The sequence below is a fragment of the Candidatus Villigracilis proximus genome (assembly GCF_016717045.1).
Lineage (GTDB): Bacteria > Chloroflexota > Anaerolineae > Anaerolineales > Villigracilaceae > Villigracilis > Villigracilis proximus.
Genome location: NZ_JADJUO010000036.1, coordinates 146,886 through 160,481, shown reverse-complemented (window position 1 = coordinate 160,481; position 13,596 = coordinate 146,886). Strand labels below are relative to the sequence as shown.

The 13,596-nt window shown below is 48.7% G+C and carries 11 protein-coding genes and 1 pseudogene; 11 read left to right on the top strand and 1 reads right to left on the bottom strand.

Annotation, left to right across the window (positions count from 1 at the left end; translation table 11 throughout):
- The first annotated feature begins 34 nt into the window (after nucleotides 1–34).
- The 11 genes and pseudogenes from radA (at nucleotide 35) to IPL71_RS24405 (ending at nucleotide 12,445) form a co-directional block, all read left to right on the top strand.
- The gene (radA, locus tag IPL71_RS24455) at nucleotides 35–1,459 is read left to right on the top strand and encodes a DNA repair protein RadA (protein ID WP_345326204.1); all 1,425 of its coding nucleotides are present in this window, start codon (nucleotides 35–37) and stop codon (nucleotides 1,457–1,459) included.
- Nucleotides 1,460–1,551: 92 nt separating this feature from the next.
- Nucleotides 1,552–2,391 carry a toast rack family protein gene (locus tag IPL71_RS24450; protein WP_345326202.1) on the top strand — a complete coding sequence of 280 codons (840 nt, stop codon included), beginning with the start codon at nucleotides 1,552–1,554 and terminating at the stop codon, nucleotides 2,389–2,391.
- Nucleotides 2,392–2,652: 261 nt separating this feature from the next.
- Nucleotides 2,653–3,066, top strand: coding sequence for an RrF2 family transcriptional regulator (locus IPL71_RS24445; protein WP_345326200.1), 414 nt, complete (start codon nucleotides 2,653–2,655; stop codon nucleotides 3,064–3,066).
- Between the two features lie 80 nt (nucleotides 3,067–3,146).
- The gene (locus IPL71_RS24440; protein WP_345326198.1) at nucleotides 3,147–3,905 is read left to right on the top strand and encodes a hypothetical protein; all 759 of its coding nucleotides are present in this window, start codon (nucleotides 3,147–3,149) and stop codon (nucleotides 3,903–3,905) included.
- 135 nt (nucleotides 3,906–4,040) lie between these two features.
- The gene (locus IPL71_RS24435; protein WP_345326196.1) at nucleotides 4,041–4,850 is read left to right on the top strand and encodes a hypothetical protein; all 810 of its coding nucleotides are present in this window, start codon (nucleotides 4,041–4,043) and stop codon (nucleotides 4,848–4,850) included.
- 289 nt (nucleotides 4,851–5,139) lie between these two features.
- Nucleotides 5,140–5,970: a hypothetical protein gene (locus tag IPL71_RS24430; RefSeq protein WP_345326194.1), complete on the top strand. Its 831-nt coding sequence runs from the start codon at nucleotides 5,140–5,142 to the stop codon at nucleotides 5,968–5,970.
- Between the two features lie 69 nt (nucleotides 5,971–6,039).
- Nucleotides 6,040–7,693: pseudogene (gene hutU, locus IPL71_RS24425) on the top strand (urocanate hydratase).
- Nucleotides 7,694–7,697: 4 nt separating this feature from the next.
- A complete protein-coding gene (locus tag IPL71_RS24420) occupies nucleotides 7,698–8,762 on the top strand; it encodes an alkaline phosphatase family protein (RefSeq protein WP_345326192.1) in 1,065 nt (354 codons plus the stop codon).
- 40 nt (nucleotides 8,763–8,802) lie between these two features.
- Nucleotides 8,803–9,822 carry an alkaline phosphatase family protein gene (locus IPL71_RS24415; RefSeq protein ID WP_345326190.1) on the top strand — a complete coding sequence of 340 codons (1,020 nt, stop codon included), beginning with the start codon at nucleotides 8,803–8,805 and terminating at the stop codon, nucleotides 9,820–9,822.
- A 135-nt stretch (nucleotides 9,823–9,957) separates the two neighbouring features.
- Nucleotides 9,958–11,646, top strand: a complete 1,689-nt coding sequence (locus tag IPL71_RS24410) for a right-handed parallel beta-helix repeat-containing protein (RefSeq protein ID WP_345326188.1) — start codon at nucleotides 9,958–9,960, stop codon at nucleotides 11,644–11,646.
- Complete coding sequence (locus IPL71_RS24405) at nucleotides 11,570–12,445, top strand: hypothetical protein (RefSeq protein ID WP_345326186.1); 876 nt, start codon at nucleotides 11,570–11,572, stop codon at nucleotides 12,443–12,445. The genes IPL71_RS24410 and IPL71_RS24405 overlap by 77 nt, the downstream gene beginning before the upstream one ends.
- Nucleotides 12,446–12,862: 417 nt before the next feature.
- Here the strand turns inward: IPL71_RS24405 and IPL71_RS24400 are convergent, their stop codons facing one another.
- Nucleotides 12,863–13,564: a DUF554 domain-containing protein gene (locus tag IPL71_RS24400; protein ID WP_345326184.1), complete on the bottom strand. Its 702-nt coding sequence runs from the start codon at nucleotides 13,562–13,564 to the stop codon at nucleotides 12,863–12,865.
- Between the last annotated feature and the right edge of the window lie 32 nt (nucleotides 13,565–13,596).

Sequence of the window (13,596 nt, the reverse complement as noted above, 5' to 3'; positions counted from 1 at the left end):
CTTTCGCCATCGTTTCGAGCAAAGGAAATTTACAATGGCAAAAACAAAAACACATACCCGTTATGTCTGTCAACAATGTGGGAGAGTCGCCGCTTCGTATATGGGCAAATGCCCGCAGTGCGGATCGTTCAGCAGCATGGTTGAGGAAGTCGTCCATGATGAACCTGTCAGCAAGGGCTCTGCAAATACTCGCGGGCTGAGCGGCCGTTCGATTCCGCGTCCCATTGATGAGGTCGGGGGTGATGCGGAAGATCGAGTCCACCTGCCGATCGGTGAGTTTGCGCGCGTCCTCGGCGGCGGAATTGTGCTCGGTTCCATCGTCTTAATTGGCGGCGACCCGGGCATTGGCAAATCCACGTTGATGCTGCAAATGGCAATGGAAATGGCGAACTTGCAGCGTGTGCTGTATGTTTCAGGCGAAGAATCTGAACGGCAGATCAAGATGCGCGCGGTGCGTTTGTTGAATGGGAAAAAGGAATTGCCGAAAAATCTTTTACTGGTGACGGAAACGAATCTTGAAGTGATCCTGAATCACGTCAGCGAGCTCAAACCTGACCTGCTCATTGTTGACTCGATCCAGACTGTTTATTTATCTGAATTGGATTCGTCGGCGGGCTCGGTTTCGCAGGTGCGCGAGTGTTCGTCACATTTGCGTGAGTTGGCAAAATCTTCCGGCGTATCTGTTTTCTTGATCGGGCATGTGACAAAGGAAGGCAATATCGCCGGTCCGCGTGTGTTGGAACATATTGTCGATACAGTTTTGTATTTGGAAGGTGATCGATTCCAGGCCTATCGTTTATTGCGCTCGGTGAAGAATCGTTTCGGCGCGACTGCCGAAGTGGGCGTGTTCGAAATGCGCGAAGGCGGACTTGTGGAAGTGACGAATCCATCTGAAGCGTTTCTTGCGGAGCGGCTGGTCAATGCGGCGGGGTCAACGATTGCCGTGACAATGGAAGGCACACGCCCGATATTAGTTGAAATTCAGGGATTAACTTCTCCCACTCAATTTGGAAATGCACGCCGTACGCCGAACGGCATTGACTTCAACCGTTTGTTATTGATCTCGGCGGTGCTAACCCGCCGCGTGGGATTAAAACTTTCGGAGCAGGATGTCTTCGTCAACGTAGTCGGCGGTATTCAAATTGACGAACCCGCCGCGGACTTAGCCATCGCCGCCGCAATTGCATCGTCATGGAAGGATGTACCGGTGGGTGCCGAAGCGGTCTTGATCGGTGAGATCGGTTTGGCTGGCGAATTGCGGATGCCGAGTCAAATGGTGGCGCGTTTGCGTGAAGCGCAAAAGCTGGGATTCAAAGTTGCGATTGTTCCCAAAGCGATTCGACAAGGTGAGGCCTATCCCAAAGGGATCGAGATCATCGAAGTCCGCTCGCTGGATCAGGCATTGAACGCGGCGTTGATGAAAGATGGTTGCGCCACAAAGCAAAGCAGACAGAATTAACTATTCTTTCTTTCTACCTCTCAACTAAAGGAATTTTGTTGGCCAACTCTTATTAATCGAAGCCTAAACGTTTGCCAGAAGGAGAATTTAATATGAATACAAGATTTATTTCAGCATTTCTCGTGCTTGCATTAGCCAGTCTGGCTTGCGGTTTTAATATTGACATGCCCAAAATGCCCACCCCCGGCCCCGAGGTAACAGAAGAAATTGTCATCCCGGTTCCTGATACTGATGAAGTGAGTTTGAAACTTTCATTCGGCGCAGGTGACATGAACTGCTCCCCGGGCAAGAAACTTGTGGAAGGCACTGCTACTTATAATTATGATGTCTTCCAACCTGAGATCGTCACAGATGGCGGCGATATACAGATCAAGATGGGTGAGGTTAATTCATTTCCGTCTTTTGATAAACTCAAAAATGAATGGGATTTAAAACTCGGCGACACGCCCATGGATCTGGTCATTGAATCCGGCGCATATAACGGGACCTTTGAACTGGGCGGACTTTCCCTGAACAATCTCACCGTTCAAGATGGCGCGGCAAATGTGGAGTTGACTTTCTCCGAGCCGAATCTGGTTGAGATGTCCACCTTCCGATATGAGACGGGCGCTTCAGATGTAAAGATGACCGGCCTTGCCAACGCCAATTTCAGTCTCTTTGATTTTTCATCCGGCGCGGGCGATTACACACTTGATTTTTCCGGCGAGTTACAACGCGATGCATCGGTCACTGTTTCAAGCGGACTGAGCAACATCATTCTGGTGATCCCTGAAGGCGTAAATGCAGTGGTCACGATTGACAGCGGCGCATCGAATGTCAGTGTGGGTTCAGAGTGGAGTCAAAGCGGGGATATATACAAGCAAAAGGGTGAAGGCCCAACGCTTACGATCGTGATCAACATCGGCGCCGGCAATATCACGCTGACCAAATAAGAGTTAACCTTAAAGAAGCAGACTTCGGAAATCTACAGGATTTCCGAAGTCTTTTTTTAGGGAGAGTCTGCTGCGGGGAGATGATGCATATTGGGCAGAATCAGGCGTCGGCGGGGAAAGATGCGGTTTTTGTCCAATTTGAATTCGGAGCAAAAGGTCATAATTTATCCGTGACCTACATCACTTGCTTTGTACTGCATTGCACAATAAAATCGTTATAGTCGGTAAAGTTTACCTGTTTTTAAGTTGAGAGAGGCCAGTATGCAAATTACACGTCAGGCAGATTACGCGGTTCGGGCGGTCCTTCATCTTGCGCGCAGCGGCGACCAACGCACTGCAACCAGCATGATCGCGGAGGAACAGCGTATTCCCCCATCTTTTTTAGCCAAGATCGTTTCACAGCTTTCCATTGCAGGGTTGCTGCACACTTCGCGCGGTGCGCGCGGCGGTGTGACCCTTGCCCGTGATGCAAAGGATATCACCTTGTTGGAAGTGATCGAAGCCATTGACGGCCCCATTCAACTCAATGAGTGTGTTGGAGATAAGGGGTCATGTTCATTCGATGAAGCATGTCCGCTGCGCCCGGTTTGGTGTGATGCGCAGGAAGATCTGGTGAACAGATTGAAAGGCACAAATTTTGCAGATATGATGGTGAAGGATCGGCCGATACTATAATATTAATGACATGAATCTAAAAAGCCTCTCGACTATAATTGCCGGGAGGCTTTTTCATTTCATCTGTTGGGAAGAAGATCATGAGCAATCGACGAATATTTTTCATCGCAATATTTTTTTTGGCGACGATTCCTGCCTGTGTTGTGCCGGGACTTCAAACCGTTTCGGTTCCCACATTTGCGCCGACAGCGGATACGGGCCGCGTTGAAACCATGGTGGCTGTGACAGTTTCCGCCGCCATCGCGCAAACTGAACAATCCAGACCGACTCAGCTCCCTACTGCCACAACTGCGCCGACAGTCAGGGCGAGTCCCACCTCCGAAATAATTTCATTGGGCAGCACACTCGCTGTGCAAGTGGATGCCTCCACTGTTTTTGTGGATGACCTGGCCGGTTTCGAGATCACCGTGCCCGCCGCCTGGTTGATTACACGAGTGGGTGAAGAGGAATATTTGGATGCGTTTCAACTGGCTGAAGCCGCTGATGAAGATATTCAAAAAGCCCTCTTGAGCGTTCAAAATGATGCCCCGAACGTTCTGCGTTTGTTTGCGATTGATGCGCAGGAGGGGCATGTCCAAAATGGATTCGTCACTACGATGAAGTTTGTGCTGGACGGGAAAGAATCTATTTCGCTCGAAAATGATGAGGCGTTAAAGGCCAGTGCGGTAAAACTTGCAGAGACCGTGCCCGGACTTGAAATTATTTCAACCAAATTATCCACGGTCAATGAGGTTCTTATTGGCTGGGTTGAATCAAAATATACGATGAAAAATTCCTCCGGAGTGGATGTGGTTGTCTTTCAAAAGCAGGCCGTTTTAATACAGCAAACGGACAAATGACCATTACTCTGTCTACGGTGGAGGATTTACAGGAATTGTATTCCCTGTTTTTGAAGCTATGCTGGAGACTATCAGGTCAATAAAAAGTAAAAAGGGAGATTAATATGAAAATTAAAAAATCAAATCACAATACTTGTGCTTTTTCTGGCAATGCTGGCGTGCGCTGTTCCGGGAGTAAGCCAGTCTGCGGCTCCATCTAATTTTGACCCGGCCAGTTTGCCAACTCTGGTGGTGATGACTGCGAATGCAATTCTTTCACAAACCGCGGCTGCGGTAACTCCACTTCCATCTGAAACTGCAACGCCTTTTCCTACAGCTACGCCCACGCTCGCTCCAACCGAAAGTGTGACGGCTACGCCAAGGATATCCCAATTTGGAACTTCGCTAATTTTGCACGATGACCAGACAGTCACTTTCACTGACCGTCCGGCGGGAATCGAGATCACCATCCCTGCCGGCTGGATGCCGATCCGCGTGAATGAGCAGGAGTATCTTGATGCCTACTCAAACAACGCCGCCGCTGACCAGGCGATTCGTGACCGTTTGACTCGCATCCAAACGCTTGACCCGGCCTGGTTTCGTTTGGATATCATTGATATCCAGCCCGGGCATGTGGTCAACGGTGCGCCTACGTTTATGAATGTTGTTTTTCAACAAAATGAAACCAGAAGCCTGGAAAAAATAGCAAAGGATGAATCGGTTAAACCCTATTCCGATTTCAAAGCCATTTCATCGAATGAGCAAAAGGCTATAAATGGCATGGATATTCTGGTGATCGAACAAAAATGGAGTGTGACCACCGGCACAACTTATTACAAGGGCGTATTTTTTAAGACAGCCTCCGGCCTTGTTGTGCTTGATTTTTATTCTCCGCTTGAATTTAAAGACACTGTCCTGCCTGATTTTGAAAAGGTGGTAAACAGTCTCGTCCTGTTTAATCCATGATGAAAAGGCAATAAGTCTCGATAACCCACTCGGCTATAATAGCCGGGTGGGTTTTAATTCCACGAAGGAGTTATCCCCATTCTCACTTCCTGCATAATCTGCACGCCATCAGATATGGTTGTATCCATTTTTAATTAAACAAGGACAGGACAATGACCATTGACCTGTCTGTCATGGAAGAGTTGAAGGAAACTGTTTTCCGATCTTCGATGTCTGGAATCACCGGGGTCACTATGGATTAGTGATCCTAATTGGAAACCTTTGCACAATTAAACGAAAGGAAATAATCATGAAACACAAAAGATCGTATCTATTGACACTCTTATTGATCTCAACACTCGCATGTGCCATTCCTGAAATGGCGGCTCCCACCCCTGTTGATCTCAATATGCTTTCGACCGTTGTTGTGTTGACGGCAAACGCAGCCATAACACAAACTGCAGCGGTTGCACAACCTCTGTCTACGGAAGCTGCACCCGGTGACGATGTTCCTGGTCTGACTGAAACTGCCGCTACTACTCTTGAAAAGCTGCCCGACGGAAGTACGAAATATACGGATGGTGATGTTGGGATTGAAATTGTCTTTCCCGCAGGGTGGCTGACCCTGCGCGCAAATTCGGAAGAATTTAATTCCGCCCTCAAGAAGGAAGCGGCTAAGAATGAACTTTTGCGTGTTCAAATGGAATTGGATCTCGCTGAATATCGCCCCGGTTCAGACAGGTTATATTCCTATCCCCTGCGGCCGGATATCAGGAAAAATTTCGTTTTTGGATTCTCCAAACTTAGATGGGACTCGGAGGATTCGATACCTATTGATGAGAATTCCATGGGAGAACTTGTTCGGAGTCTTGAGTCTTCAGGGGCGATTCCAGGGCTTCGAGTGGATACCGCTCAATTATATGAAAATGGGAATCAGGTAAAAGTGATCGAAATCGGCGGGCAATTTTCGTTCAGAAATGACCAGGGAGAGATCATCCCGTTTTATTATTCAGCTGTGTTTTTTAAATCCACCAGTGATTCCACCATTCGCCTGTCTTTGTTGTACTTAAAGGAGTACAAGCTGCAGATCTATGAAGATGTAAAGTCGGTAATTAACTCGATCAAATTATTAGATGAGTAAAATATTTTAGATCAATGTTTCCGCGCGATATATAATTGCTGCGAGGATATTTATATAAAGGAGCACATAATGTCTGTATCTCGAGTTGTCCGTGCGCCACATGGCACACAATTGACCTGCAAGAACTGGCTTTCCGAAGCCGCCTATCGCATGATCCAAAATAATCTTGACCCCGAAGTGGCGGAAAAACCTGATGATCTTGTGGTCTACGGCGGACGCGGGAAGGCTGCGCGCAACTGGGAATCGTTTGATGCCATTCTGGAATCACTTAAAAATCTTGAAGAGGATGAAACCCTGCTTGTGCAATCAGGCAAGCCGGTCATTGTTTTCAAGTCACATAAAGATGCGCCGAAAGTATTGATCGCAAATTCAAACCTCGTGCCGCATTGGGCCACCTGGGAAAAGTTCGATGAGCTCGATAAAAAGGGACTGATCATGTACGGCCAGATGACCGCCGGGAGCTGGATCTACATTGGCACGCAGGGAATTTTGCAGGGCACATACGAAACCTTTGGCGCGCTCGCCAAGCTAAAAGGCTGGGACTCCTGAAAGGCAAATTCGTATTAACCGCCGGTCTGGGCGGCATGGGCGGCGCTCAACCTTTATCGATTACGATGAACGAAGGCGTGGGGCTGGTGGTGGAAGTGGACCCCGAACGCGCCGAACGCCGCCGCGCGATTGGCTACATTGACATGGTAGTGGATAATCTTGAAGAAGCCATGACCTTGGTGGAAGAATTCAAGCAAAAAGGAATTCCAAAATCGATTGGATTGATCGGCAATGCAGCGGATGTATACAGTGAACTTTTGCACGCGGAGTGATTCCCGATGTGGTCACTGACCAGACTTCGGCACATGAGGCTTTGTTCTATGTCCCGTCTGGATTAAGCATCACCGCTGCGAATCAATTGCGCGAGTCTGATCCTGAGAAATATAAAAAGATGGCCATGGATTCGATGTCGAAACATGTGCAGGCCATGTTGAATTTCCAACGCGCAGGCGCGGAAGTTTTTGATTATGGAAATAACCTGCGCCAGCAAGCTTATAACAATGGCGTGAGCGATGCCTTTGAATTCCCCGGCTTCGTGCCCGCTTATATTCGTCCGCTGTTTTGCGAGGGCAAGGGACCTTTCCGCTGGGTGGCGCTTTCGGGCGACCCCGAAGATATTTACACCACAGACAAAGCCATCATGGAACTCTTCCCCGATGATGCACATTTGCATCGCTGGATGAAAATGGCGCGTGAGAAAGTTCCGTTCCAGGGATTGCCTTCACGCATTTGCTGGCTCGGATATGGCGAACGTGCCAAGGCTGGCTTGATGTTTAATGAACTGGTCGCGAGCGGAAAAGTAAAAGCGCCGATCGTGATCGGCCGCGATCATTTGGATTCCGGTTCTGTGGCTTCACCGAATCGTGAAACGGAAGCGATGAAAGACGGCTCTGATGCGATCTCTGATTGGGCCATTCTCAATGCGTTGATCAATGCGGTCGGCGGTGCGACCTGGGTCTCGTTCCATCATGGCGGCGGCGTGGGCATGGGCTACAGTCAACACGCGGGACAGGTAATTGTTGCAGACGGAACTCCGGAAGCAGCCCGCAGACTGGAAAGAGTCCTGACAACAGATCCAGGTATGGGCGTGGCAAGACACGCTGATGCGGGTTATCAAATCGCAATTGATGCGGCAAAACGTCACGGGTTGAAAATGCCCATGCTGGGAAAATAAAATAGTGAAGCGTTTTTCAATTTTTATTGTGATTGCCCTGCTGGCGCAGGGATGTGGCTCTGTGCCTGTGATCTGGGGGGCGGATGCACTGCGTCCCATTTTAATAAGTACTCCAACACTGATCCTGCCAACCGCCGCGCCAATCGAAACTGCAACACCAACAGCCAGCCCCACGCTTACGTTAACTTCCACGGTTACTGCTGTTCCCGCAGAGGTCATTCCGCCCGCGCCCGAGCCGCCTTCCGCCAGGATCAAGCGTGTGATCGTTATCACCTATGATGGTCTGCGTGCCGATGCCGTGGCCGCCGCGCCAATGCCAAATCTTTTATCGTTAATGGAAACCGGCGCATACGCAACCGCACGCACCATTAATTATGCAGTCACGTTGCCTGCACACGCATCCTTGTTTTCAGGTACATGCCAAAGCAAACATGGTGTGGATTGGGACGTAACCACCTATTACAAAGGATACTCTCAAGGCGTGGATGTTTGGGATCTGGCGCACGCGGCCGGCTTGAAAACAGTGATGATCGTTAATAAGGAAAAATTAAGACAGCTCGCAGAACCTGAGACAACCGATGTCTTCGAGATCGTCTATGGCATTGAATCCACGATCATGAAAGCCGCCATTGCGCAAATCCCAACCGGCTTCGATCTGATGTTCGTCCACTTTGGCAGCGGCGATACCCGTGGACATAAATACGGCTGGATGTCTAACGCGCAATTCAAGGCCTATCGCGACGGCGACGCCGCACTCGGTGACTTGCTCGTCGCGCTCAATGAAAGTGGATTGCGAGACAGCACGCTGATCATTGTCACTGCCGATCATGGCGGCCACGATCAGACCCATGTTGGCACCGTGATCGAAGACCTGCTCATTCCCTGGGTGGCGAATGGCCCCGGCATTGTCCCCGGTGAAATTACAACGCACGTCAGCATCATGGATACTGCGCCCACCATCGCTTATGCCCTCGAACTTCCCTTACAGCCTGAATGGGATGGCTTTCCGGTTTATGAAGCCTTCGGTTTGCCGATCTTAAATATACATGGCGACACAATTTGTAAATAAGATGCCCGCATTAAAAATAAATTCACAACGGAAAAACAACTTGAACATAAATCCACAACTTTGGATTTTGACTCTCTTTGGCATTCTCCTGCAAAGCTGCGGATCATTCGCATCCTTTTCCCCGCCGACAACTGTTCCGCCCCTCACAGCCACGCTCATCCCGAGCAGCACCCTGCCATCTTCCACCGCCACACTTCCGCCCACGGTCACATTCACTCCGCCGCCGCGCATTGACCGTGTGTTGATCGTCAGCTTTGACGGATTGCGCCCTGATGCAATTGCAGAAGCAGAGATGTTCAATGTCCAATCACTGATGCAAAGCGGCGCATACACCCTGAACGCGCAAACCATCATGCCCAGCACCACCCTGCCCGCACATTCTTCCATGCTGGTCGGCACTTGCCCGGCAAAGCATATCGTGCGCTGGAACTTATACGTCCCACAAAATGGATTTGCCATCGGTACCGATATTTTTGACCTCGTCCATACTGCAGGGTTACAAACAGCCATGGTGGTCGGCAAGGAAAAACTAAGGCAGATCACCGAACCAGTCAGCCTGGATTATTTTGCATTTATCGACGGCACGGATAAGATAGAAGATTATTCCGCCATCGAAGAACTTGCGATCGATCAAGTTATGCAGGGATTTAATCTCATGTTTGTGCATTTCCCCTCTGGTGATCTGGCCGGGCATGAGTATGGCTGGATGTCTAAAAAACAATTGAAAGCCTACACCGCCGATGATGCCGCGTTTGGATTGATCCTGCAAGCGTTGAAAGATCAAGGCATGTATGAGAGCACCATCATTATCGTCACCTCCGATCACGGCGGGCATGACACCACACATGGATATGATATCCCTGATGATATGACCATCCCCTGGATCATCAGCGGTCCGCGTGTGCAGCCGGGACAGTTATCCACGCAAGTCCATGTAATGGACACAGCCGCCACTTCTGCTTTTGTGCTGGGTCTGCCGCTCCCGCCCGAATGGGATGGCGTACCTATCTTTGAGTCCTTTGGTCTGCCGGTTAGCGCGCAATCGAAGCCATGTCAGTAATAAAGGTACAGCGATTTGCAAAAGTGTAAGTGGATCAAAGGTTGTATTACTTCCCAAAAAATCATCTCATAAGTAATATAGTGTTGTATCCAATAAAGAATTATCGCAACACTATTATTTTTGGGAGAAACCAATATGCAAAAAAGACTGAATCATTTTATGCTTCTGCTTATGGTTGTTATGGTAATCATCAGCAGTACCGTTGGCACCACAACAGTCTACGCTGATGATGGAAGTTCAACCGAAGAAACCTCTGAACCTGCACAGGAAGAAACTACTCCTGAAACCGTGACAGATGTCGTAGAGTCCTCCACCCCTGAGGTTGATACTCTTATTGTCACAGAGCCTGCCTTGGTAGAAGAATCAGCCCCTGTTGATTCAGTGGAAGAGATCATGGCGCAGATCCCTGATGGTACAGAGTTAATTGTGGTAAGTGAGACTGGTATCGAGCCTCTTGCAAGTGAAGAAGCTGCTCAGATCATCCTTACCGGCGATCCCATTTGGTGTCCAGATGGTGTTACCCCAACCAGCGGCGCAAATGGCTGTACTGATAGCTTTGCCACTTTTACAGAGTTAATCACAACGTTAATTTCTGATAACGGCATTACATACAACGGCAATGGCGTGATTTGGGTGGCGGGCGATTACACCAATGCAGATGACAGCCCAATTATTTTTGATGGAACCACCCTGTCCTGGTTTGATAATCTTGCATTCACAGGTGGATGGAGCGGAATAAGCGGCGATGATGCTGTGGATAACGCCGACTATTCCGAGCTTGATGTCTCGCTTTCCATCATAAACTGGCATGGAAATGTCACATTGAGCAATCTTAGTATTGACGCGGAAGATGCTGTTGCGGGCTTGTATGTTGAAACCACTGGAGACATAAGTTTGAGCAACATTGTATCAAGCGGCAACAGTCTGGGGTACGGCGCAGGTCTTGATACCTGTGTCTATGATGCGGCTTTGGAACAGTGCAGCGGCACCGGTGATGTAATTGTGCAGGACAGTACGTTTGACGATAATACTGGCGGCAGCGGCATCGGCATTGACTCAGGCGGCACTGTGAGCATGGATACTGTGCAGGCAAATGGAAACGATTTTGCCGGCGCAGAAGTGTATAACTTTGACCTGCTCAATACGGGCGGCGTCCAAATTACAGACAGTATCTTTAACAATAATGGCGATAATGGCATCTGGGTGAACTCAGAGGGCGCGATCACCATGACCAACACCGACGCCACGGGGAACGGCTTTGATGGCGCAGATCTGATCAATTATGAAGGCTCAGGTGATGTGACTGTGAGCGGCGGCGATTTCTCAGACAATGATGAAGCCGGTTTGTATATTGCCAGTAATGGGAATGTATTTATCTCAGACGTTATTTCCAATGGCAATAAAGACGGCGCTGATGTTGACAACGCCTATGGTGAAGGGACAGTCAGTGTGACCGATAGCACCTTTGATAACAATACGTGGACAGGTTTGTACGTCACATCTGCCGGTTCCATCGCACTGGATAATATCGGCGCTTCTCATAATGGGGTCATTGGTGCGTATTTGAATGGCATGAACGGCAATGGCAATATTGACATCACCGGAGCCACATTTACAGAGAACGGTGATTGGGGGATGAAAGCTTTTGCCGGCAACGGTGATATTACACTTATGGATGTCCTCATTGATGGAAATGGTAATTCGGAAAATGGGGCATGGGTAAAATCCTATGACGGAAATGTGTGGATTGAAAACAGCCTCTTCACAGAAAAACGTCAACCTGGGACTGCTAACAGTTGCAGGCGGGCAGGTGGATCTGGTTAACGTAACCGTTACAGCCAACGGCGGAAATGGTGTGGAAGCATACAGCACCTATACCTTTGCGTGTTTTGGCTCTGAAGATATCCTGGTCAACGTGGATAGCGGTATTTATAGCGACAATGGCAAATATGGTATTTACACCGAACCCGGCACAGACGGAAATTTGACTCTTATCAACAGCCCTGAGTTTTCAGACAATGGACTTGGCGATACTTTTATTGAAAAAATTAAAGACCCCTGTCCTCCGCAGGATCCTTCAGATGATGATGACGATGGAAAACCGACCAATGAGATCATCATTCCAGAAGACGGAGATGGTGAACCGGTACTGCAAGATTGTGAGAATTTCTCAAGTACTACATTGCAGTTGCACACAGGTACTTCTGTGGAAGTGGGCTGCCCGTTCACTGGAAGCAGCCAGCTTAGCGAAACATCCGAAGGCGATCTGCCCGACCGTCTTCCCGTTGGTCTGACCTTTGGCTCAGCGATTACCGTCGGGCTTGATGATGAAGGGAACCCCATCCCCGTCATGACCGAAGGCGGCTTGCTGACCCTTACATTCGTCATCCCTGAAGAATTGATTGGCAAACGCATGTCCATTCTTTACTGGGATCCGCAAGCCAAAGATGGAGCAGGTGACTGGGTTGAGCTTCCGCTTGAGCAATACGGCGGCGCATCCTTCCCGCTCTACCCTGATGATGCAGATGACGGACGTATGATCTGCTCTGGCTTTGAGCAATCGGGCAATACAGTTACTGTGACTGTAAACTTCCCCGGCATATTTGTTCTTGTTGCTCGATAAAAAAATATCTCAAGCAAGAAGTTGATTTAAGTAAAGTCAATATTTAGCAAAGCACGCAAAAAGCCTCACGATTTTATATCGTGAGGCTTTTTGATACAGTTTTATCATCTTTGGACTCGAGTCCTTATTCTTTATGGTGGTTATTTTTTAAAATAGAAGTGAAGTTTATTAGTAATCAAGCTGACACAGTAGACCGTGGTAATATCCGCTGAAAGTCAATATTGATAATTCATAAAAGTAAGATAGAATGATTTTAGCTTACCCGGTCTTTGCCGGCCGCTTAAGTCAGACCCCTGTTTTTGCCTCGCCGCTGGACAGGGGTCGATTTTTTAAACCATGAAGGTTTAATGAACCCTGCGGGTTGTGGTTAAAAAAATGGACTTTTGCAAGAGGCCAAATTAAGAAACAGTCTCCTGCCTAAAATAAACTTAATATCCACACGATCAATGGGGCGACTGCCAGAGCGGGGAGGAAATTTCCTACGCGGATTTTTTTTAGTTCCAATAAATTGCTGACTGCAACCCCCATCAGGATTACACCGCCGGTGGCGATCAATTCAGCCATCATCGGGTCGGTTACGATCGCATCGAGCTGCCCGGCCAGCAGGCTGATGCCGCCTTGATAGACAAGGATGATGAGCGAAGAAAACATTACGCCCACGCCCAGGGTGGATGCAAATGCGATCGCTGCAAACCCATCCAGCGTGGATTTTACAGCCAGCATTTCATAATTTCCATTCAGGCCGTCTTGAATCGAGCCAAGGATCGCCATTGGTCCAATGCAAAAGAGCAATGAAGAGACCATAAAGCCGCGTACAAATTTGGACCCCGAGCCAGTTTCTGAATCTGATGAAAAGCGTTTTTCGAGCATCTGCCCAAAGGATTGCAAGCCGTCTTCGATGCCGATCCACTCGCCAAGCAGTGCGCCAATGATCAATGCACCGAGTACGATCAATGAATTTTTACTTTCAAGGAACATTTCCAATCCCATCGCGGCGGTGAAAAGCCCCATACCGGCGATGACCGTGTTCTTGAATCTTTCGGGAATACGGGAGCCGAAAAATAAGCCAATAGTTCCGCCGATCAAAATGGCGGCGACGTTAATAAATGTGCCTGTCATGTGAGTTACCTTTTATGTGATTTGCATCCTGA